Here is a 23,264-nt window from a genome sequence, read left to right as displayed (position 1 = left end):
ATGTCGACGCGTCGCGATTTCATCAAACAGGTCTCGATCGTTGCGGGTCTTGGCGCCGCAGTCTCCCTCGGATTTGGCCTGACGCCTTTGCGCGTGCAAGCGGCGACCTCGGGCAGTTGGCGCATGCCCGATGAGGGTGACCGACACGCGCAAGCGTTCATCGCCTTTGGCGCGCAAGCGTCGATCTGGGAAGATTTCACGGCTGATGTGCAAGCGGCGCTTGGCCGGATAGCGCGGAGCATCGCACGCTATGAGCCGGTCACCGTTTTCTGTCGCAAACGCGAGCGGAGCTTGGCGGAGGAACATTGCGGTACTTCAAATATCACCTACGTCACCACCGAGCTCGACGACATCTGGATGCGCGACATCGGCGCCAACTTCGTCATCGACGGACAAGGCGAACTCGGCGCGGTGGATTTCAATTTCAATGGCTGGGGCAACAAACAGCAGCATGACGACGATGCTCAACTGGCCGCGCAGGTCGCCGACACCACGGATGCCCGTTACCTGCGCAGCGAACTGGTGGGCGAGGGCGGCGGTATCGAAGTGGATGGTCACGGCACCGGGATCATGACCGAGAGCAGCTGGATCAACCGCAATCGCAACCCCGACTGGAGCAAGGCCGAGGTCGAGGAAGAACTGAAAGCCCGACTCGGCCTGCGCAAAATCATCTGGCTGCCGGGCATCAAAGGCAAGGACATCACCGATGCCCATGTCGATTTCTACGCCCGTTTCGTCAAGCCGGGTGTGGTGATCGCCAACCTCGATAACGACCCCGAGTCCTACGATTACAAGGTCACCCGTGCCCATCTGGATATTCTGAAAAATGCCACGGATGCCGATGGCCGAAAGCTGCAGGTCCATACCGTGTCACCACCGCTCAATCCGCGAAAGAGTAAATTCAATCGCAACAACCCGGACTTTGCGGCCGGCTATATCAACTACTTCGTGATCAACGGCGCGGTTATTGCGCCGGAGTTTGGTGACAAGGCGGCGGATGCCAAGGCCTTTGATCTGTTGTCTGAACTCTACCCGGACCGAGAGGTGGTGCAACTGAACATCGACGCAATTTCCGCCGGGGGTGGCGGTATACATTGTGTGACCAGTCACCAGCCGTTGGTTTAGCCAACAACCCCCTGTAGGAGCGAGCTTGCTCGCGATGGAGGTTAACGATGACGCGGGCGGTCTGAAAAAACGCGGCGCCTTTAAGTCCATCGTCGGAACGCCGCCCGGAGCAAGCTCGCTCCTACAGATATCTCATGGAGTTGATCTGGAGTTTTGCATGAAAGTTGGCGTGATCTCCGATACCCATGGCTTGCTCCGCCCCGAGGCCCTTGCCGCGCTGGAGGGGTGTGAACGGATCATCCATGCGGGCGACATCGGCAGCCTGGACATTCTCGATCAATTGGAGTCAATCGCCCCGCTGCGCGTCGTGCGCGGGAACAATGATCTGGACGCTCCCTGGGCAAAGGATCTCGCTGATTGCCTGCGTTTCGACCTCAACGGCTGGGAGACTTTGCTGGTGCATGACATCGCCGATGTCCCGGCCGTGCTCGATACCGCCATCAAGCTGGTCATCACCGGGCATTCACACAAGCCACTCATCGAATGGCGCGGCGAACGGTTGTATCTGAATCCGGGGAGCGCGGGACGCAGGCGCTTCAAGCTGCCGGTGACGCTGGCGTTGTTGGAGGTGTTCGAGACCTCAATAGAGCCGCGCCTGGTCTCGCTGCTGGAGTGATGTTCGCGGAACAAAAACGGCTCGTTTTAAAAACGAGCCGTCGTTGTGCAGAGGCTTATCGGGGAAAGTACCCGGACATCAGATCAATCATCAAAGATGATCCGCATCAATCACCGCTTTGGCGAACGCCTGCGGATCTTCCTGCGGCAGGTTGTGGCCGATGCCGCCGCTGATCAGCCGGAACTCGTATTTGCCGGTGAAGCGCTTGGCGTAGTCCTCGGGAGCAGGGTGCGGCGCGCCGTTGGCATCGCCTTCAAGGGTGATGGTCGGCACGCTGATCGACGGCGCCGTGGCCAGTTTCTGCTCTAGAGCTTCGTATTGAGGCTCGCCCTGAACCATGCCCAGACGCCAGCGGTAGTTGAACACGGTGATCTCGACATGGTCGGGGTTGTCCAGCGCTTTGGCGCTGCGGTCGAACGTGGCGTCATCGAACGCCCATTTCGGTGAAGCCAGTTGCCAGATCAACTTGGCGAAGTCGTGGGTGTTTTTCTCGTACCCGGCGCGACCGCGGTCGGTAGCGAAGTAGAACTGATACCACCACTGCAGTTCAGCCTTGGGTGGCAGCGGGTTCTTGCCGGCCGCCTGGTTGCCGATCAGATAACCGCTGACCGACACCAGCGCCTTGACCCGTTCTGGCCACAGCGCCGAGACGATGTCGGCCGAACGCGCGCCCCAGTCATAACCACCGAGCACGGCTTGTTTGATCTTCAGCGCATCCATGAAGTCGATGACGTCACTGGCCAGCGCGGCCGGTTGGCCGTTGCGCACGGTTTTCCCGGACAGGAAATGTGTATCGCCATAGCCACGCGCATACGGCATCAGCACTCGATAGCCCTTGGCGGCAAGCAGCGGTGCGACCTCGTCATAGCTGTGAATGTCGTACGGCCAGCCGTGCAGCAGAATCACCACCGGCCCGTCGGCCGGGCCGGTTTCGGCGTAGGCCACGTTCAGCAGTCCGGCCTTGACATGCTTCAGCGGGCCGAACGGCGATGGGGCATAAGTGGCGTCGGTCTTGGTCTCGGCTGTCTGTGCGGCGGTGGTGGTTTGTGCGTGGGCTGCACCGACTGCGCCAAACAGAGCCAACGCGAGGATTGACGAGCCGACCAGGCGGCGGGTAGTGCCGGTTTTGTTTTGCAGTGCCATCTTCATACTGATGTCTCCGTTGCATGCCGTTGGCCAAGGGTTCTGGCTGATCCCCTTGAAAACTTGCGTGCATTTGAACGCGGTGACGTATCTGGCCTGTGTCGAATCGGCGGCCGGGTGAAAACTCATGTATCAAGAGGATAGACAGACACACTGTGATACGCAGGATCGCTGCCATCTGATCTTCGATCCGGAGTTACTGACGGGCACGTGAAGCCTGCGAGAGTCTCGGCAGGGGGGAAGGGATCATCAAGATCGCTTGATAATGTCAAGGCGCCGAAACGGCTGATACTGTAGGAGCGAGCTTGCTCGCGATGGACTTCAGGACGACGCGTGTATCCAGAGAATACGCGTTATCGTTCACGTCCATCGCGAGCAAGCTCGCTCCTACAAGAGTCAGCTTTCGCTTACCGAGATTGCATCACTCAGAAGCGAGCGCGGCATCCCCCGGTAACTGTTGAGTGTCAGCGGCCGTCTGGCGACCCACCTTGAACCATGCCGCGTACAACGCCGGGACGAAGAAGATCGTCAGCAGCGTCGCCACGGTTAGGCCGCCCATGATCGCAATTGCCATCGGCCCCCAAAACACACTGCGCGTCAGCGGGATCATTGCGAGCACGGTGGCCAGCGCCGTCAGCATCACCGGTCGGGCCCGGTGAATGGCGGCATCCAGCACAGCATTCCATGGGTCGCGTCCTCCGGCGATCTCGATCTGTATTTGGTCGATCAGGATCACTGCGTTGCGCATGATCATGCCACCCAGTGCGATGATGCCCAGGATCGCAACGAAGCCCAGCGGCGACTGGAACACCAGCAGCGCCGGCACCACACCGATCAGGCCCAGCGGTGCGGTCAGCACGACCATCCACATGCGGGAGAAGTTCTGCAGTTGCAGCATGAGCAACAGCAGGATGGTGATCATCATCAGCGGGGCTACCGCGATCAGTGCCTTGTTGGCCTTGTCACTTTCCTCAACGGCTCCGCCCACGTCGATGCGGTAGCCCGACGGCAGTTTCGCTTCGACGTCCTTAAGCAACGGCAGGATCTCCTGAGTCACCGATACACCTTGTTCGCCATCCTTCACGTCGGCACGCACCGTGATTGCCATATCGCGGTTGCGGCGCCAAAGCACCGGCTCTTCCAACTCAGAGCGCACTCGTGCAACTTGCGACAGCGGCACAACTGTTCCCTGGCGCGTGTAGAGGTTGATGTCTTTCAGTGTGTCGAGGTTCAAGCGCTCCTCAGGCACGGCACGGGCCACGATGTCGATCAGGTTCTCGTGCTCACGCAACTGCGACAGGGTTGCACCATTCAGCACAGTCTGGGTCACCAGCGACACGTCAGACGGCGTCAGGCCGAGCGCGCTCGCCTTGTTCTGATCCAGTTCCACCTTCAGCGTGCGCACCGGGTCGTTCCAGTCGAGCTGGAGGTCGCGGATCTTCGGGTTGGACGCAACCACGTGCTCCACCTCGCGAGCGATCTGGCGCACCTTCTGGGTATCAGGCCCTACGACGCGGAACTGCACCGGGTAGCCGACAGGTGGCCCCAACTCGAGTCGGGTCACGCGCACCCACGCCTGCGGGAATTGTTGGTCGGCCGAGGCCACCAGCCGTGCACGTACCCGCTCGCGTGCATCCAGGTCCTTGGTCATCACAACGAGCTGGGCAAATCCCGGATTCGGCAGTTCGGGGTTGAGCGAGAGATAGAAGCGCGGCGCACCGGCGCCGGTGTAGGCGGTATAGAAACGCACGTCCTCGTCCTTCGCCAGGAGCTCCTCCATGTGCTTGACCTGCTCGGTCGTCGCGGCGAACGAGGAGCCTTCCTTGACACGCAGGTCAATGACCAGCTCAGGGCGCGAACTGTTGGGGAAGAATTGCTGCGGCACTAGCTTGATACACGCCAGAGCAAGCACCAAGGCGCCAACCGTCGTACCGATGACCACCCAGCGGCGCTCGATGGCGGCGTCGATCAGGCGGCGCAGGCTGCGGTAGAACTTGGTGTCGTGCGGATCACCGTGTTGGTGATTGCCCAAGTCGTTGGGCAGCATCTTGACCGCCAGGTACGGCGTGAAGATGCCGGAACAGATCCACGAGAACAGCACCGCGGCGCCGACGATCCAGAAAATACCACCCGCGTACTCGCCGGTGGTGGACTTCGAGAGGCCGATCGGCAGGAAGCCCACGACGGTGATGAGTGCGCCGGTCAGGCGCGGCATGGCGGTGGACTGATAGGAGAAGGCGGCCGCCTTCACGCGGTCCATGCCGGTTTCCATCTTCGCCACCATCATCTCGATGGCGATGATGGCGTCATCCACCAGCAGTCCCAACGCGATAATCAGCGAGCCGAGCGAGATGCGCTCGAGATTCCAGCCCATCGCCAGCATCACCAGCGCCACGCCGCCCAGCACCAGCGGCACGGTGGCCGCGACCACGAGGCCTGCGCGCCAGCCCAGGCTGGCCAGACTCACCGCGATCACGATGACCAGCGCCTCGGCCAGTGCGCGCCCGAAGTCCAGGATTGCATCCTTCACCGTGGTTGGCTGGTCGGCCACGAGTTCCAGTTCCACGCCATGCGGGAGCTCCGACTGGATCTTGGTGACTGCCTTGTCCATTTCCTTGCCAAGGTCCACGATGTTGCCGTCGCTGGTCATCGTAATGCCGAGCATCAGCACCGGCTGGCCGTTGTGGCGTACCGTGTAGGTGGGCGGATCCTCGAAACCACGTGTAACAGTCGCAATGTCGCCAAGCTTGATCAGCCGGCCGCCCGCGCTGATGGGCACGTTGCGGATAGCCTCTTCGCTTTCGAACTGGCCGCTCACGCGCACCATGACACGGTCGCCATGGGTGTCGATCTGGCCTGCGGGCAACATCGCGTTCTGGCTTTTAAGGCTTTCGGCGATAGCCAGCGGTGTAATGCCCAACGCTGCCAGGCGCTCGTGCGAGAACTCGACATAGATACGCTTGGCCTGTTTGCCGATGAGGTCGATCTTTTTGACCATCGGCACCTTCAGCATCTGGCGCTTGATGTTCTCGGCCGCGTCCGTCAGGTCGGCGTGGCCGACGCCGTCGCCCTTGATGGCGTACATCAGGCCATACACGTCGCCGTACTCGTCGTTCAGGATCGGGCCGACCACGCCGTCAGGCATCTCGAGGCTCAGGTCGTTGAGTTTCTTGCGCGCCTGATACCAGGCTTCGCGCTGGTCAGCCTTGGAAGTGCCGCCGCGCACGGTGAGCGTCATCCCTGCGTAGCCTTGCCGCGCGTAGGTGACTACCTTTTCGAAGTTGTCGATCTGCTCGAATTTCTTCTCCATGCGGTTGAGGACCTGGTCCTGCAACTGCTGGGCAGTGGCGCCCGGCCAGATGACCATGGCGGTCATGGACGGCACGGAAAAGTTCGGATCCTCGAGCTGGCCGAGCCTGGTGAAGCTGAAGGCGCCGGCCACTGCGACAATGAGCAGCATGAACAGAACGATGGCGCGATGACGCAGCGCCCAGTCGGTGAGGTTGAAGTTATTCATCGGGCGGCCTGCTGCGTGGTATTCGCGTCAGCGATTGGCGCACCGGGGAGCGCGACTGTCATTCCGGACGTCATCTTCTGGACGCCGGCGGTGACGACCAATACGCCAGCCTTCGGCCCGGAGACGAGCACCTCATCGTTGCGGTAGCCCCAAACGGCCACATGCTCCAGTTCGACGGTGCCTACCGGATCCTTGCCCGTGGGCGTGACCACCCACAGCGCCGGCTGACCGCCGTTTTGCGTCAGTGCCGTGGCAGGCACTGCCGCCACAGCGACATTTGTCATTACACGCTCGGCCATCACCGTGGCGGTGGCGCCCAGCGGCAGCGCCTTCACCGGCTTGAGCCGCGCGCGATAGGTGCGCGTTTGCGCTGCAGCCTGCGGCGATAGCTCACGCAGCGTGACATCGAAGGTCTCGCTCGGCGCACTGGCCAGCGAGGCCTTGAAACGCGCGCCCTTGAAGACGGTCAGTTGATCCTCGGGCACGTCGATGACGATCTCGGATTCATCCGGATTCGCAATCGAGACAACCGATTGACCCTCCGCCACGACCTGGCCGGCCTCAAAGCGCAAAGCCGTGACGACACCGCTGCGCGAGGCGCGCAATACGGTGTACTTGAGTCGGTTGCGTGCAAGCTCGAGCTTGCGCGCCTCGGCCTCGGCGGTCGCATGCGCGGTTTGGGCATTGGTCTGCGCGCGCTCATCGTCGGCCGCACTGACCGAGCCGTCAGCCTTCAGCGCAGTCAGGCGCTGGCGGTCCGATTCGGCTTGGCGCGTCTGCTCGACGGAAACCGTCCACTGTTGTCGCGACGCTTCCTCAGCGAGGCGGTAGTCGCTGTCATCCAGTACGGCGAGTATGTCGCCTTCGCGTACAAACTGGCCGACATCGACCTTGCGCTGGGCTACCTTGCCGCCTACGCGGAAGGCCTGGTCGACTTCATGCCGCGACTGTACGGTGCCCACATAGCGACTGATGTTGCGTGCATTGTCGTAGCTGATTTCAACGGTGCGTACCGGTCGTGGCGCTTGCACGGTCGGCTTGTCTGGGCTGCACGCGCAAAGCATGACGGCGACGGCCAGGGCGCCGGCCGCAGTAAGGGAGGTTTTCAAGGCGGTTCCTCTAGTAAAACGGCAAATTCTTAGGAGAGTGGTGGCAGGTCGGCTTTGGTGGCTGCGGTGGGGGTGGCGGGTTGTTCGAACACCTGCCAGCCCCCGCCCAGTGCCTTATAGAGCTGCACGCTATCGATCAGCAGGCGGGTGTTGCTTTCGTTGGAGTTCAAGCGTGCCGCCAAGCGCGCCCGCTGCGAATCCAGCAGTGGCAACAGGTCGATCTGCCCACGGTTATAGAGTGACTGGGCGCGGTTCTGCGCAGCCTCGGAGGACGCGGCGGCCAATTGCAGCGACCCGGCGCGGCGCCGCTCCTGCGCCAGTGTGACGAGGGCGTTCTCCACATCTTCGAGCGCCCGTACGATGCCGTCTTCGGCGCGCAGCAGCGCTTCTTTTTGAGCACTTTCGGCAGCATCGTTGATGGCTTGCGTGCGCCCGGCATTAAAGAGCGGCATCGCCAGCAGGCCCGCCACGTTGGTGAAGCGTGCAACGCCGAGATCGGCGCCGTTCAGGCTCAAGCCCTGGCGGCCGAAGGAGGCATCGAGGAACAGCCGCGGAAACCACTCGGCCGCGGCCTGCTTGCGGCGCGCATTGGCTGCATCGAGCTGCGCCATCAGCGCCAGCACGTCAGGTCGGCGTTGCAGCAGCTCGGCGGGCTGGCCCGGCTTGGCCTCGGGCACCACTGTCACATCGCTGTTCGAAGTCTGGATGTTCGCGGTATTGAAGGACTGGTCGGCAATCAGCACCGCGATACGATGGCGCGACACAGCCACCTGCGTTTCCAGCGGCGGAATCTGCGCCCGCGCCGACAAGGCGTCGGTCTGCGCACGTTCGACGTCGAAGGCGGATGCCAGCCCCACCTGCTGGCGAGCGGAAACCAGACGCAGCGTCTCGTCCTGCATCGCTGAGATGGCGCGCAGTGTCGCGACCTGGCGTTGCGCGCCGACCAGTGTGAAGTAGTTGCTGACGACGTCGCTCATCACCAGCAGGCGTACGCCGCGCATGCTGTGCTCCGCGGCCATCGCATCGGCGTCGGCCGCCGCTGCGCCGGCGCGCAGGCGGCCGCTCAGGTCGAGCTCCCACGAGACGTCCAGGCCCGCACTGGCGGTCTTGGTATCCGGATAACCCTGTTTCGTGGCCGAGCTGTAGCCGCTGCTGCGATCACTGCCGGAGGCGGATGCGCCGACACTCGGGAACAGCCATGAACGGCTGACCGTTTCGCCGGCACGCGCGGCGCGCAGGCGCTCGGCGGCAATCTTGACGTCGCGATTCTCGCGCGCTGCCCGGCGCACCAGATCCGTCAGCACGGGGTCGTGGTAGACCTCCCACCATGCCGCCTCGGGTTCCATTTCGGAGGCCGTGCTCGTGGAGAAGTTGCTCGGCAGCTCTACCGACGGCGCGAGCACCTCCGTGGAGCAACCGTTCAAGGCCAGGGCAACAGACGCGGCGAGCGCTGCCCCCATGACGACGCTGACCGCGCGTTCGGCATATTGCAGGGGCGTCTGCCCGTTGCGGGTCAACAGATGGGAAGTTGGAAGTCGCGACATCAGATTGGACTCGTAAAGATTCGAGGTTGCATCAGCGTAGAGCCCGGGGTGCGCGAAGTCGTCAGCGAAGGGTCGCCGTTCGGTCGCCATATCGGGCTCTCATTCAGGTTGGAGGCGTCACTCGCCGTCGGCATCTGCCGCGTGCTCACCGGCCGCGGACGCGAGTTCTGAGGCAATCGACTCCAGCAGCTCTTCGGCGGACGAGAACTCGCGCTGACGCCCGGTGACCAGATTTTCGAGGCGGCCCACGAGGGCCCCGGGCGTGGCATCGCTACGCAGCTTCACTACGTACGAGCGGCGGCTCGGGTACTTGGATTCAGGGTTCAGGCTCATGGCAGACCAGGGGATCAGTAAGTTCGGCGACAGCGTAAGCCGTCCCCTGGAAGGAGTCGTAAGCGAAAGGTCGGGATTCGGTCGGGACAGTACCCGCAGAACAGAGACTGCGATCACCGGAACGCTGGTGGTCATGCGGTTTCCAGCCCACGCTGAGTGGGCGGAATCTCAGTCCATCAGGCATGCAGGGTACGTCTTATCGCTTCAAGTCGACTGGGCAGCCTGAAGCAGAGAGCGCGCACGTTTCACCAGTTCGGTTCCGTGAGTTTCAGGCAATTGCTCAATCAGCGTCGACAACGCCTGATCGTCCTCGACCGCAGCCTCGTGGTGTTCGCACAACTCCACCAGCGCTTGCAGCTCCAGCCACGGTGCCTCCTGGGATCGAGCTTCCTCAATTGAGCGCCGCACTGCAGCGCTGACGGCGTCCAAGCGACCCTGCGATCGCGCGATCGCTGCCTCCAGTAGCCATAACTGCGGCAGGTACACGCGCTCGCCCAGTTCCTCTACTACCCGAAGTGCTTCCTGTAGTTCGACTTGCGCTGCATTGCAATCACCTGCCAGCAGCAGCGCCTCGGCGGCGTAACCGAGTACCTCGCTGGCACCGGAGCGCATGCCGAGCCCGGTGTGTTCTTCGTAGGCCTCACGGATGCGACGGTAGCCGTCGCGCGGTGCACCGTTGCGCGCGTCAGCCCAGCCGCGCCACCAGCGGCAAGCTGACCGCCCAAGTGCGAGTGAATACTCATCGACCAACTTCTGCATGTCGTCAGCCAGTGCTGCTACACGCAGATGGTTCCCCAGCCGTACTTCGATCAGCACCTCCTGCCAGGTAGCTATCAGCCACGTCATAGGCTGACGAAGCGCTTGCGCGCGGGTTCGCGCCCGCTGCATATGGGTTCGGCCTTGCTCAACCAGGCCTGAGCGCACCAGCTCTATGGCCAGCATGCCTTGCAACATCACCTGAGGATCGGCGGCAAAAATCTCGTTCGTCGCGATGTCCAGCGGCTCGGCTATCGCGAGGGCGCGTTCCAGCCAACTGCGAGTCATTTTCGTGCGTCCCTGGAGGTGATGCACATCGCCCTGGACGAAGCACGCCGCCAGCATGAGCTCTTGATCATTGGTGTCGCAGGAGAGGGCTTCAGCACGCTCCGCCACCTCAAGCGCCAGCGCATAGTCGCCGCGCAGACCCAGCAAGTAGCCGAATCCGTGCAGCAGGCGACCGCGCATGGGGTGTTCGGGTACATCTGTCAGCAGCCTGTACGCACGTTCGAAGGCGTTCTTGGCTTCGCTGCCGACACCGAACATGTGGAATACCGAAACCCCCTGCAGCGTAGCCAAGGTAATTTCGAGCGCATTACGCTCCGTCCCTTCGGGTGCCTGCGGGAGCAGGACCAAGGCGCGCTCAGTGAGGCCGATGCACAAATCCGGGCTGAAGTGCAGTAGCGCGGCTTCTGCGGCCTCGGCGTAGTAGCGCAGCGCAATCATCGGCTGCCGTGCGCGGTCAAAATGCATCGCCAGCTCCGAGGCGGCAACCGACACGCCGGTCGTGCGCTCGCGTTCGAGGGCAGCGCCGACCTGGCGATGGAGATGGGTGCGCAACGAACGTGGCGTGCGTTCATACAGCACCTGGCGAAAGAGGGCATGTCGGAACGAGTAGGGTAGTTCTATCTCTTCAGCGTCGGTGGCCCGGGACTGTGTGAGCCAGACCTGCGCGCGCATCAGCTCCTCGCAAGCGCTGGTGACCCAGGAATGGTCGCGTTCGAGGGCCAGCGAAACCGTTTCAACCCGGAATTCGGCCCCGCAAACGGCTGCTGCCGAGAGGAGTGTCTGTTGCTCTGGACCCAGCTTGGCGATGTAGTGGTCAATGATGGCTGCGAGGTTTTCGGGAACTGCCAGATCCGCAAGCCGAGCCTCGATGGTGGCTTTGTCGTCCTTTGGGTCCATCACTTCACTGATGATTGACGAAACAAACAACGGCACGCCGTCGGTCCGCTCGTGCAGGGCGCGCACGAAGGCTTCATCGCGTGCCAGCGAGGCTGAACGCAGCGCAACATAGTCAGCGACCTCGGTTTCCGAGAACGGGTCGAGCACCACTTCTTCGCACAAACGCTGCAGGCGCAGTTCATGGCGCAACGAACTGAGCGGATGCTCGAGCGCCACGATCTCGGCAAGTCGGAAGCTCGACAACCACATAAGCCGCGCGCGGCCACGTCGCCGCGCCACATAGTCGATAAGCTGAACCGTAGCTCGATCGCTCCAGTGCAGGTCTTCGGTCACCAGCATCAGCGGGCGCTGTTCGGTGTAGCGGTCCAACAGTTCGCCCATCTCCCTGAGCATGCGATCGGGGCCGACGCCGGCAAGCTCGCGCCGCAATGCGTCTCGCTCCTCCGTAGTACTCAGCCACGGAAGTTGCAGCAGCCAGGTCGGTGCCACGGCGCGCATCAGCGCTGGCAGGGTGGGGTCGCTGCGGCACAGGTCGGCTAACGCCTCCAGCACCGGCAGATAGGGTTCGCCGGTGCCGTAGTGCTCCACGCAATGGCCGCGAGCGCAGGCGATGTCGCCAAGGTTTTCGAGGAAATGTTCGATCAATGTCGTCTTGCCAATCCCCGGCTCTCCGGCGAGCCAGACCACTGCGCGCTGGCCGCCACATGCCCGCGCCCAGGCCCGTTGCAGCCTGGAGACCTCGTCGGTGCGACCGATGAATGACGGTGACGAATGTGTGACGGCCGCCGTAACCGTCGCGGATGCAGGCGGTATTGAAAGCGCGGAGGAGGGCGGGGCGATGAATCGATAGCCGCGCCGCGACACAGTCTCGATGAAGCGAGGATGCCTGGGGTCGTCACCCAGCACCTTGCGCAGATCGCTGATTGCCGTCTTCAGGACCGAATCGCTGACGAACCGATGCCCCCACACGGCATCAAGCAAGGCATCCTTGGTGACCAGCGATCCTGGCTGGCGTGCCAGCACGCATAACAACGTGAAGGGAGTCGGCGCTAACGCCACCGCTTGTCCGTTACGCGACAAACAGGCGTTGGATTCGTCGAGCTCGAACTCGACGAAGCAGAGCAATACTGGGTTCGAATGGGACTGCGGACGTGCCACGGTTGATTCCTAAAAACTAAAACAGAGTTGTGCGCCGTGAAGCTTTACATGGGGTTCGATATTAAAAAAGGGTGTGTGCCCGACTTCGTGGTCCTATCGGCCAGCTTTTTTCAATCAACTGTTCTCCAGCCTTGGCTCGCCTTGAGCCCCTAGATGCCAGTCACGCTCTTCAATCCTGGGCCATTGTTCCAATGACAACGCTGATCGGCTCTGAAGCCAAGCGTCGCCGGTCGGAAACTGGCACGCGCGTAACTTCACGCCACCCGCCAACTCGATCGGAACGCGGTCCGTTGACACCTGACATTTCGCCTCGTTCCCTGGGCCTTTCGCGGCTTGGCAATGATCCCAAAAAATAATGACAAAAACATCAATATTGAAATATCTCTCAATATTGCATACCTTTCACATTGCCTGACGATGAGACCACGCTTCTCACGACTTCAATCACAACAAGGGCTCGAGATGAACAACAACAAAAAAGTATCCGAATTGCCTCCCGCCGCCGTTGACGTGCTGGTCGTGGGTTACGGTCCGGTAGGTGCGACAATCGCGGCGCTGCTCGGCCGCTACGGGATAACGACCCTGGTACTGGACAAGGGCCATGACATCCTGATGATGCCTCGTGCCATTGCTCTGGACAACGAGGCGCTACGTATCCTGCAACTCGCCGGTTTGTCGGAAGACGCCTTCGAGAAGATCGTTATCCCTGAAGTGAAGATGCACTCCCCGGTACTCGGGCAATTCGGTCGAGCCAATACTGAGGGGTGTATCGACGGCCATCCCAAGCTTGTGACGTTCTATCAACCCGACCTCGAACGAGCAGTGCGCGGCCAGGTTTCCCGGCTGAAGTCCGTAACCAGCCTGGGTGGCTTTGAGCTTGAGAGCCTGGTCGAGACGTCGGATTGCGTCTTCGCTTCTGTACGGGATGAAGATGGGCAGGTCCATTCCGTTCGTGCCCAGTACCTGATCGGTGCAGATGGCGCAAGCTCCAGGGTCAGGGCACTGATTGGCCAGGAGTTCGAAGGGCAGACCTATGCGGAGGATTGGCTGATTGTCGATGTAAAGAACCGGCATAAGTCAGCGATTGATCACATTGAGTTCATCTGTGATCCACGGCGCCCAACGCCGCACATGCCTGCACCCGGCGGCAGGGAACGTTGGGAGTTCATGCTGCACCCCGGTGAATCCCGGGAAGAGCTGGAAAGCCCGGAAAGCATAGCCCGACTGATCTCGCCATGGATCAACCCGCAGGAGCTGGAAATCGAGCGCAAGGCGGTGTATCGATTCCACGCGCGCTGCTGCAACAAATTCAGCCAGGGGCGCGTCTTTCTCGCGGGTGACGCAGCGCACATCACGCCTCCTTTTGTCGGGCAAGGTCTCGTGGCGGGACTTCGCGATGGCGCCAACCTTGCCTGGAAGCTGGCTTGGGTCCTTCGCGGCCATGCCGCGCCTGCAATACTCGATACCTATGACGTAGAGCGCCGCCCCCATGCCCAGGCGATGATCAATCTGGCGAAACTCATGGGTCGTCTGGTGATGCCCAAGAACAAGATCGCCGCTTTCTTTATCCACGGTCTGATGCGTTCGCTGGGGTTGACGCCTGCTACCAGGAAGTACTTCGAACAGTTAGACATCAAGCCGAAGAACATCTTCAAAAACGGCCTGTTCATGCAGCATCGCCGGGGCGATAAACTGGTACGTGGCAGCCTGTTTCCCCAGGCTTGGGTTCGCAACTTCCAAAAGCAGATCAAACTGAGCGACGATGCGCTTGGAGATAATCTGACCCTGGTTGGATTCGGTGTTGACCCGTTGTCACTGCTGACCACTGAACAGATCGTTTCCTGGGAAAAAATGGGAGGCCACTTCCTGGAGGTCAGAGCACGAGGCCAACGCTCCGACGGCCGCTGTGACTTCATCGAAGACATGAACCATGAAATCCTGCCGCTGGCTGCCAAAGGAACGCTCGTCGCGATTCGTCCCGACCGTATCATCATGCACCACGCCCCTGGCGCAGAGGCAGGCAGCCTGATTCGAGCGTGCAGAGGCCTGCTGGCTAGCGAAGACGCCACTTCTAACAGCGTTTCCGCTACCATCAGCGAGCCCATTAGATTGCGAGCTTGATAATGCATCCCCCCACTCTTCCTTTAGAAGCGGCTACGCCACAACCTCTCACGAGAGGTCACAAGAAGCGTGAACGCACCCGTCGCGGTCTGGTGGACGCGGCATTGCGTCTTATCGCACGTAAGGAAGTGGGGGAGATTGCACTGCTTGAGGTGGCCGCGGAAGCGGCGGTATCCAACGGTACCATCTACAACTATTTTCGAACTCGCGACGAGGTGCTGGAGGCGGTGGGCATTGCCATGGCCGCCGAGTTCTCCGATGCCATTTCCGCCGTGAGTAAGGACGTAAGCTGCGGCGCACAGCGGCTTTCGATCGGCGTGCGCATGTTTATATGCCGGGCCACCGCCGACCACCAATGGGCGAGCGCGTTGCTGCGCATCATCCATTTCGACCAGGCAATGCGCTCGCGTTTGGCTGGCCATGTACTTGGCGATCTGCGTGAGGGACTGCGTGCGGGCACTATTGCTTACGAGGACGAAAGGGTCGCCCTGGACATAGTTGTGTCGTGCACGACCGGAGCCATGCGCTCGGTTGTCGAGGGGCGTGCAGTGGCGGAGTACGATCTGCGGGTCGCCGAAATGGTTCTCCAGGCTCTGGGTGTAACACCTGCCAGAGCCAGGAAAATCGCCGGCAAACCGCTACCGGCCTGAGCTGATGACATTCTTGATCGGCTTGGCTTGATCAATCCATTGCCGATAGTTCTTCGCCTGGCGACGAGACTTCAACTGATTGCCGATCAGTGCCATGAGGGGTGACGTCCCGGGTTTTGTCCCTTTCCCTTGACTCAGCAAACCGAGCTGCTTCTTGACCACCGACGCCACGGCAAGCGATGCCAGCGCCTTGTTCTTCCAGCGGACGACGACGGGCTCCACTTCAGTGTCCTTGCCTGCCATCCATTGGCTTGGCAGGGTCGGCTCGATGGCCAGCGCAGTGGCAAGCCCTACCATCGACACCGAGCCGCTAACCACTCGCTCCGCGACCTCTTTTCTACGCACGCCGCCGGTGACCATCAGTGGCATGCGCGCTATTTCTCCTATTTTCTCAGCGAATTCGAGAAAGTAGGCTTCTCGAGCCAGGCTGCTGCCATCGCGGGTCTGCCCCTGCATTGCCGGGCTTTCGTAGCTGCCACCCGACAACTCGACCAGGTCGACCGCCTTGGTGTTAAGCATCTCCACCACTCGAGCCGCATCCGCGGCATCGAACCCGCCACGCTGAAAGTCCGCGGAGTTGAGCTTCACAGCGACGCAAAAGATCGGTGCCACTCGCTGACGTATTGCGTCGATGGTTTGCAGGAGAATTTGCGCGCGGTTTTCCAGGCTGCCACCCCAGCGGTCGTCACGTCGATTGGTCAAGGGCGAAAGGAATTGGCTGAACAGGTAGCCGTGCGCTGCATGAATCTCCACGCCAGTGAATCCGGCACGTTCGGCCAGCACCGCCGCTTGGGTATAACGCCCGATCAGCTCTTCGATCTCCTGCTCCTCTAAAGCCCTGGGCAGCACAAAAGCTTTTGAAAGTCCGGGGATGTCGACCGCAACTGCGGAGGGGCCCCTTGCCGACTGCCCCATAGAAGCCAATAGCTGCCGTCCGGGATGATTGATTTGCATCCAGGCCTGGGCTCCGCGACTGCGGCAGGCATCGGCCCATAGCCTGAATTTGGCCAGGTTTTGATCGTCCTCAAGCACTACGCCAGCGGGGCCGGTCAAGGCGTGACGGTCAACCATGACGTTGCCAGTGATGATCAGGCCGGCGCCACCCTCCGCCCAACGCCGATAAAGGTTTACCAGCGCTTTGCCGGGAGCGTGTTCCTCATCCGCAAGGTTCTCCTCCATGGCTGCCTTGGCGATTCGGTTTGGAATCACCGTGCCGTTAGGTAATCGAAGCGGTTTGAAGAGCTTTGAGCTGGTCATATTCTGTCCTTCAGCTAGTGAAAAATCGGCCAGCCATCGCTGCGGGTCAAACCGTTTGAGCGCCGTCTGCACAGTGCTTGCTCAGTTTGTTGAGGTCCTGGTTTCCATCGATGGGCAGGGCTAGATAGCTTGCCGGGAAGGCGAGCCTGAGATACAACGCAATTGAACACGAGTGTTCATTTGTGTCAATGTGTATAGCGCTTGTTGGCCCGGTAACCTCGATCAAACCATCCGGATCATTAGGTTGTAGAGCAGTTTCCAGGGAGGAAAACCTACATTCTGAAAAATGTTGTTGACGGAGAGTGAACACGAGTGTTCAATCAAGCCATAAGGTAATCCTGGAGAGAGCCGTGGAATCCCTGAATCCAACACAGCGCCGCATTCATCAGGCCGCCTTTCGCCTGTTCGCCGAGAGGGGCACCTCGCAAGTGAACATCCTTGACCTCGCGCAAGAGGCAGGCGTGGCGCGCGGAACGGTCTATAGCAACATCGACAGCATGGAAAGCCTGTTCGAGGCGGTCGCCAGCCATCTCGCGAGAGAGATGCATGAGCGCGTCAACAAGAGCTTCGATTCAATCTCCGATCCAGCACAGCGCCTTTCCAATGGTATTCGTCTGTTCATTCGTCGAGCTCACGAAGACTCTCAGTGGGGGGCGTTCATACACAAGTTCGCCATGAGCAATGCCGCGTTGCGCGAAATGTTCAGCAGCCAGGCGACCAAGGATCTTCTCAGTGGGCTTTCCAGTGGACGGTACAGGTTTGAGCAGGAGCAATTGCTCTCAGTAATGACGCTGATATCGACCAGCGTCCTTGGCTCGATTTTTCTCGTGCTGGAAGGTCACAAAACATGGCGCGAATCGGGCTCGGACACCTCCGAGCTGATTCTGCGGGCATTGGGTGTGCCGCCAGAGGAGGCGCGTGCGTTGGCGACCATAGAGTTGCCGGCACTTCCATCTCTCGACTGAACTCTTAACTGGCTTGACTGGCCAAGCCCCTGATTTTTCAGAGGTTCGGGAAAGCTTTGCCCTAAAAAATCCGGAAAACAAGAACAATGAACAACAAAATCGAATTGCACCGGTTAGCGACACCACAACCCGCCCGGCATCCGCAGCCGACGGTCAAGGCCCAGGCGCTGACTCACCTGATCTTTCAGCGACCGGATTTGAACGAGGCAGCGCGTTTCCTGACCGATTTCGGCCTGTCGGTAAGTCGTCAGGAAGCCGATACGCTCTACCTGCGCGCCACCGAGCCCACTTCATACTGTTACCGTATCCATCTTGCAGAACAGGCACGTTTTATCGGATTCGGGCTGGCAGTGCAGACTCGTGAGGAACTTGAAAAGCTCACCCAAATCCCAGGTGCGTCACCGGTAACGAAATCGGACCATCCGGGTGGCGGGTACTATGTCAGACTGACCGATCCTTCCGGTTTCATGGTGGAAGCTGTCTGCGACCAGGCCCCAGATAAAACGCTGGCACACCGGGCACCTCTCGCCTGGAATCTGGCGCAGGAACAACCGCGAATCAACGCCACGCAACGCCCGCCGATTGCTCCGCCTGAAGTGATCAGACTGGGTCACATCGTGATGGAAGTGGCCGACTACCAGGCGACCTGTGCCTGGTATACGCAGCATTTCGGGTTTATTCCCAGTGATGTGCAGGTACTTCCCGACGGCACGCCTATCGTCTCTTTCATGCGCCTGGATCTCGGTGACATGCCCGCGGCTCACCATACGCTCGCGATTGCGCAAGGGTTCATGGCGACCTATAGCCATAGCGCCTATGAGGTCGTGGATACAGATGCCGTGGGAATGGGGCAACGCGTCCTGCGGGAGCGCGGTTGGGAGCACTCATGGGGCATTGGCCGACACATTCTGGGCAGTCAGATCTTCGATTACTGGCAAGACCCATGGGGCGATAAGCACGAGCATTACTGCGACGGGGATGTTTTCACGGCTGCTCGGCCTACGGGCATTCATCCGGTGAGTCCCGAGGCAATGGCGCAGTGGGGGCAGCGCATGCCCAAGAGTTTTACAAAACCCAAGATGAGCCTGGCGAATGTGCGTGCGCTGATCCGTAACCTGCGACGCAGCCCGGACTTGACCATTCGCAAGCTGATAACGCTTATGCGGATGTTCGGGTAGAGCTGCCGCCATGTCGGGTAATTCAACCAGATATGGTCGGCGCGATGTGCTCAAAGCCGGCGCTGTGATTGCCGGCGGCTCGTTGGTTTACAGCGTTACCAGTCCCCTCTCAGAACAACACCAGAATTCTCGCGCCATCGAGCACGGGGAAAACACTGCTCCAGGAGTGCCTTCAATGTCTGCAGTACACGTAGTCCGCTTTGAATTTCAGAATGGTATCCATTGGGGCGTGCTGCGCCAGGGCCGTATCACGGTTGTTCCCGGTACTTTTGAAACCACCGGTGACTTCATTAGCCAGAACAGTATCGGCGACCTCGCTCAACTCAAAGGTACAGAGCTGGATGCGGGCGAAGTGAAACTGCTGTCGCCGGTGACCCGTAACCAGCAGTTCGTCTGCCAGGGCGCCAACTATCGTCAGCACATGATCGAGTCGGGCATGGACCCGGATGCGAAGAAATTCAACATGATCTTCACCAAGGCAACGAGTTGCCTGGTAGCCGCTGACAGCGACCTGATCAAGCCGAAACACGTGCGCTTCCTTGACTACGAGATCGAACTGGGCCTTGTGATGAAACGCGCGATCACCGGCGCTACTGCTGTCACCGACGCCAATCTGCATGAATTCATTGCAGGCGTCGTCATTGTCAATGACTACTCGGCTCGTGACATTCAGATTCCGCAGATGCAGTTCTACAAGGGCAAGAGCTACCGCACTTTCGGCCCGGTCGGCCCGTACCTCTGCCTTCTGGATGCCACGAACATTCATTACCTGAAAGATCTGCAGCTGCGCCTGACAGTCAACGACCAGGTGCGCCAGAACGACAGCACGGCCAATCTGGTTTACGGCCCCGCTGAAACCCTGACCGAACTCTCCGCCTTGCAGGATCTCGCCGTTGGAGACCTGATCGCCACCGGTACGCCTGCCGGCTGTGCGCTAACGATCCCTTCGCCTGGCAAAATGCGCATTGCAGCCCTGTTGCCAGAAGCCACCAAGTGGAAGCTTTTCCTCAAGGCGCAGGAAGGCCGGACGCAGTACCTCAAGGCCGGTGACGTGGTCGAAGCGCGCATTCGCAGCGCCGATGGTGTGATCGACCTCGGCGTGCAACGCAACCGAGTCGTGGGGGAAGCCTGATGGTCGTACAGACTCTGAATGACATCGAAAGTCTTGAACGAGTCCCCTTGTCGGAGCGTGGCCTGGCTTGCAGCACTTATGAAGCGCTGCGTCAGGCGGCCGAGCGCACCCCTGAGGCACCGGCGCTAAGCTTCTTCGCCGATGCCGCCGATTTCAAGCGCACCCACGAGTGGAACTACTCCCAGCTTTTCGCGGATATCACCCGCGCGGCAAACGCCTTCCATGACCTGGGCATAAAACCGGGCGAGGTGATTGCCTTCATCCTGCCCAACCTGCCGGAAACCCACTTCACTATCTGGGGTGGGGAGGCAGCGGGCATCGCCATGGCGATCAATCCTCTGCTTGAGGCCAAGCAGATGGCTGGCTTGCTGAATGCCGCAAAGGCATCCGTGGTGGTGACGCTTGCGCCGACTCCGGGCAGCGACTTGTGGTCCAAACTGGCTTCGCAGCTGGATGAGTTACCCACGGTCAAGTCTGTTGTTTGGGTCAGCATGGAACCCTATGTCGACGAACCTGTGCGTGGGGCTCTTAAAGCCGTAGCACTGAAGGAACGGGACTTACACAGCGGCATCGCGATCCACGATTGGCAATCGCTGATGAATGATCAGCCACACACACACCTGAAGAGCGGTCGGCAAATCCGTCAGGATGATTCCTCCTCTTACATCTGCACTGGTGGCACCACCGGGCTGCCCAAGATCGCCGCGCGTACCCATGGCTCTGAAGTATTCAATGCATGGGCCGTGGCCGCTCACTTGCAGCCACGCAGTGGTAGTCAGGTGATCTTTTGTGGCCTGCCGCTATTTCATGTCAATGGCCAGTTGGTGACTGGACTGATGCCTTGGACTCAAGGCGATCGTGTGATCCTCGGGACGCCGAATGGGTATCGTGGCGAGGGGGTGATCCCACGATTCTGGGAGATGGTCGAGCACTTCGGTATCAACCTCTTTTCCGGCGTGCCAACTGTCTATGCTGCGCTTCTGCAAAATGAATGGAAGGGCCGCGACCTCTCCAGCCTTCGCTATGCAATGTGTGGTGCCGCGCCCATGCCGGCTGAGCTTTTCCGAGAGTTCGAGCGCCGGACCGGAGTAAAGATCCTTGAAGGTTACGGTCTTACCGAGGGTGCCTGCGTCTCTACGATCAATCCGCCCCATGGCGAGCGCCACATCGGCTCCATCGGGATACGGATCGCCTACCAGGATATGCGCGCGGTTGTGCTCAATGATTCTGGAGAGTACCTGCGCGATGCCAACGCGGATGAGATCGGCCTGATCACGATCAGTGGTCCGAACCTCTTCGAAGGTTATCTGGATGAGCGTCATAACCAGGGCCTCTGGATCGATATCGACGGTCAGCGCTGGTTGAATACGGGCGACTTGGGTCGCCAGGATGCGCAAGGTTACTTCTGGCTGACCGGACGCAAGAAGGAGTTGATTATCCGCGGCGGCCACAACATCGATCCCAAGCAAATTGAAGAGGCTCTGCAGGGGCATCCCGCTGTCGCCTTGGCCGCTGCAATCGGCAGCCCCGATGCCTACTCGGGCGAGGTGCCGGTCGCCTACGTTCAACTGCGTCCCGGGCAAGCCTGCAGCGCCGAAGAACTTGAGGCGTTCGCTCAACTCAACATCAGCGAGCGGGCAGCGGTTCCCAAGCGCATTGAAATCCTCGAAGCGTTGCCACTGACTGCCGTGGGCAAGATATTCAAGCCGGCTTTGCAGCAGCGCGAGATTGCCAAAGTAGTCCAGCAGGAAGTGGAGCGCCTGGGGCTTTCGGATATTGCTGTTGAAGTCGTGCAGGACAACCGCCGTGGGTTGGTCGCCCGCATCCGCGCCGGAGCTAACCAGGAAGTCCTGGCTCCGCTCTTGGGGCGCTATAGCTTTCAAATCGAGTGGCTTAATTGAGTTCCTGATTCACTGGTCCTGTTCAGTCAGGACCTTTTACACAACTTAGATCAGTTCCAACCAGCACTGAAAAGTGCACGGGAAGGCGAAGCCTTGCCCGCGTGCAATCAAAAAAACAATAAACAAGAGGTGGAAAATGAAACTGAATGGCCGTGTGATCCCATGCGTCTCTACTCAGCGTAAGTGTGCTGTCTGGATTGAACTCAGCAGCGCCATCGCACTACTCAGCGCCTCTACAATTGCAAGTGCCAATGGCATTGCATTAAACGAACAAAGTGCAAGCAGCGCGGGAACTGCTTATGCGGGAAGGTCGTCTTCCGCGCTGGACGCCAGCACCATCTTTGGAAATCCCGCAGGTTTGACAAAGTTGAAACGCCCAGAGATTTCCGGCGGGGTAGCGGTCGTCTCGGTGAGCGACGACATCAGTGATGCACAGAGCGGTGTCCCAGGAACGAACAAGGGAGATTCGGTACCTTTGGGCGTCGTGCCTTTCGCTTACATGTCGACGCCCCTTGATGATCGTTTTTCGATTGGTCTGGGCCTCTATGCGCCGAGTGGCCTGATCAATGATTACGAGAGCAGTTTTCAGGGCCGCTACCATGGCTCCTATAGCACGACCAAGGAAGTAACCCTTCAGCCCACCATTGCCTATCGGATCAATGATTACGTATCCATTGGTGGTGGACCGACCATAAACCGTTTCACTGCAAAGCTTCAGAATGACCTGGCCACCGGCTTCCTGAACAATGGAGTGGACACAGAGGTCACCATCAAAGGCGATGACACGGCACTTGGCTATAACGTTGGCATCCTGATTGACTTTACTGAGGCAACCAGTTGGGGGATTAACTATCACTCGAAGGTGGACTATGAACTCGAAGGGCATACTCAGGTTACTGGCTCCCCGAGCCTTATTCCGCTGGACGGAAATTATGACAACACGATAGACATCACGATGCCCGAATCCGTGGACACGTCTATCACCCATCATTTCAATGATCGTTGGACGGGATACCTGGGGGCCACCTGGAAACGTTGGAGCCGGATCCAGAAGGTCGAGGCAAAAAACAGCGGTCTTTCCCCCGTGGGCCAGGCGATGGGCATGAGCACGTTGATCGAAGAAATGAACTGGCGCGACACTTGGAGCACCGCAGTTGGCGCCTCCTATCAAGTGAACCAGCAATGGCTGCTGCGCGCAGGCTACGCCTATGATCCATCGCCAATCAGAAATGCCGATCGCAGCGTGCGCATTCCGGTTGGCAATCGCCAGGCCGTGACCTTGGGTGGCGCTTATTCGCCGAATTCCGACCTGACGATAGACTTTGCTTATGGTTATCTCTGGGATTCCAAAGTCTCGGTAAAGCAGCCGGACAATTCTGGTCTTCAACCTGCATACAGTGCCACTTACGACAATAGTGCGAATGGGGCTTCCGTGCAGGCAACCTATCGGTTCTAAGCGACAGGACTCCATTTTTAATGGAGTCGACTTTCACGAGCCTTTCTTAAGGCTCACCTTTAATCGTTAATCAACTATCCCAACGGGGGTGATGCAGTTTTGTTGGTCAATCAGTACC

General features: G+C 59.9%; 16 protein-coding genes. 9 read left to right on the top strand and 7 right to left on the bottom strand.

Features of this window, described 5'->3' with window-relative positions; genetic code table 11:
• Both ACYZTL_RS04430 and ACYZTL_RS04425 read left to right on the top strand, forming a co-directional pair.
• Complete coding sequence (locus tag ACYZTL_RS04430; RefSeq protein WP_461950748.1) at positions 1–1,125, top strand: agmatine deiminase family protein; 1,125 nt, start codon at positions 1–3, stop codon at positions 1,123–1,125.
• A gap of 157 nt (positions 1,126–1,282) precedes the next feature.
• Positions 1,283–1,741 carry a metallophosphoesterase family protein gene (locus ACYZTL_RS04425; RefSeq protein WP_461950747.1) on the top strand — a complete coding sequence of 153 codons (459 nt, stop codon included), beginning with the start codon at positions 1,283–1,285 and terminating at the stop codon, positions 1,739–1,741.
• Positions 1,742–1,831: 90 nt separating this feature from the next.
• On the opposite strand, the gene ACYZTL_RS04420 is transcribed toward ACYZTL_RS04425, so the two are convergent.
• The 6 genes from ACYZTL_RS04420 to ACYZTL_RS04395 form a co-directional block, all read right to left on the bottom strand.
• On the bottom strand, positions 1,832–2,890 hold the full coding sequence (locus ACYZTL_RS04420) for an alpha/beta fold hydrolase (protein ID WP_461950746.1): 1,059 nt from the start codon (positions 2,888–2,890) through the stop codon (positions 1,832–1,834).
• A gap of 415 nt (positions 2,891–3,305) precedes the next feature.
• Entirely contained in the window at positions 3,306–6,401 is a 3,096-nt protein-coding gene (locus ACYZTL_RS04415; RefSeq protein WP_461950745.1) for an efflux RND transporter permease subunit, read from the bottom strand.
• A complete protein-coding gene (locus tag ACYZTL_RS04410; RefSeq protein ID WP_461950744.1) occupies positions 6,398–7,510 on the bottom strand; it encodes an efflux RND transporter periplasmic adaptor subunit in 1,113 nt (370 codons plus the stop codon). The genes ACYZTL_RS04415 and ACYZTL_RS04410 overlap by 4 nt, the downstream gene beginning before the upstream one ends.
• Positions 7,511–7,539: 29 nt before the next feature.
• Positions 7,540–9,054: a TolC family protein gene (locus ACYZTL_RS04405; RefSeq protein WP_461954254.1), complete on the bottom strand. Its 1,515-nt coding sequence runs from the start codon at positions 9,052–9,054 to the stop codon at positions 7,540–7,542.
• 117 nt (positions 9,055–9,171) lie between these two features.
• Positions 9,172–9,387, bottom strand: a complete 216-nt coding sequence (locus tag ACYZTL_RS04400) for a hypothetical protein (protein WP_461954253.1) — start codon at positions 9,385–9,387, stop codon at positions 9,172–9,174.
• A gap of 204 nt (positions 9,388–9,591) precedes the next feature.
• A complete protein-coding gene (locus ACYZTL_RS04395; RefSeq protein ID WP_461950743.1) occupies positions 9,592–12,486 on the bottom strand; it encodes an ATP-binding protein in 2,895 nt (964 codons plus the stop codon).
• Positions 12,487–12,948: 462 nt separating this feature from the next.
• On the opposite strand from ACYZTL_RS04395, the gene mhpA reads away from it, so the two are divergent.
• Complete coding sequence (mhpA, locus tag ACYZTL_RS04390; protein ID WP_461950742.1) at positions 12,949–14,607, top strand: bifunctional 3-(3-hydroxy-phenyl)propionate/3-hydroxycinnamic acid hydroxylase MhpA; 1,659 nt, start codon at positions 12,949–12,951, stop codon at positions 14,605–14,607.
• Positions 14,608–14,609: 2 nt separating this feature from the next.
• The gene (locus tag ACYZTL_RS04385) at positions 14,610–15,257 is read left to right on the top strand and encodes a TetR/AcrR family transcriptional regulator (RefSeq protein ID WP_461950741.1); all 648 of its coding nucleotides are present in this window, start codon (positions 14,610–14,612) and stop codon (positions 15,255–15,257) included.
• On the opposite strand, the gene ACYZTL_RS04380 is transcribed toward ACYZTL_RS04385, so the two are convergent.
• Complete coding sequence (locus tag ACYZTL_RS04380) at positions 15,246–16,514, bottom strand: NADH:flavin oxidoreductase/NADH oxidase family protein (protein ID WP_461954252.1); 1,269 nt, start codon at positions 16,512–16,514, stop codon at positions 15,246–15,248. The two genes, ACYZTL_RS04385 and ACYZTL_RS04380, sit on opposite strands and share 12 nt — an antisense overlap.
• A 350-nt stretch (positions 16,515–16,864) precedes the next feature.
• On the opposite strand from ACYZTL_RS04380, the gene ACYZTL_RS04375 reads away from it, so the two are divergent.
• The 5 genes from ACYZTL_RS04375 to ACYZTL_RS04355 all read left to right on the top strand — a co-directional run bounded on the left by ACYZTL_RS04375 (position 16,865) and on the right by ACYZTL_RS04355 (position 23,146).
• Positions 16,865–17,479, top strand: a complete 615-nt coding sequence (locus tag ACYZTL_RS04375) for a TetR/AcrR family transcriptional regulator (RefSeq protein ID WP_461950740.1) — start codon at positions 16,865–16,867, stop codon at positions 17,477–17,479.
• An 86-nt stretch (positions 17,480–17,565) separates the two neighbouring features.
• A complete protein-coding gene (locus ACYZTL_RS04370) occupies positions 17,566–18,657 on the top strand; it encodes a VOC family protein (RefSeq protein ID WP_461950739.1) in 1,092 nt (363 codons plus the stop codon).
• 175 nt (positions 18,658–18,832) lie between these two features.
• Positions 18,833–19,789 carry a fumarylacetoacetate hydrolase family protein gene (locus ACYZTL_RS04365; RefSeq protein ID WP_461950738.1) on the top strand — a complete coding sequence of 319 codons (957 nt, stop codon included), beginning with the start codon at positions 18,833–18,835 and terminating at the stop codon, positions 19,787–19,789.
• Positions 19,789–21,690, top strand: a complete 1,902-nt coding sequence (locus ACYZTL_RS04360; protein ID WP_461950737.1) for an acyl-CoA synthetase — start codon at positions 19,789–19,791, stop codon at positions 21,688–21,690. Before ACYZTL_RS04365 ends, ACYZTL_RS04360 begins: the two co-directional genes overlap by 1 nt.
• 136 nt (positions 21,691–21,826) lie before the next feature.
• Positions 21,827–23,146 carry an OmpP1/FadL family transporter gene (locus ACYZTL_RS04355; protein ID WP_461950736.1) on the top strand — a complete coding sequence of 440 codons (1,320 nt, stop codon included), beginning with the start codon at positions 21,827–21,829 and terminating at the stop codon, positions 23,144–23,146.
• The last annotated feature ends 118 nt before the right edge of the window (positions 23,147–23,264 follow it).

The sequence above is a fragment of the Pseudomonas sp. LB3P81 genome (genome assembly GCF_054897965.1).
This window is presented reverse-complemented; position numbering and strand designations above follow the sequence as displayed.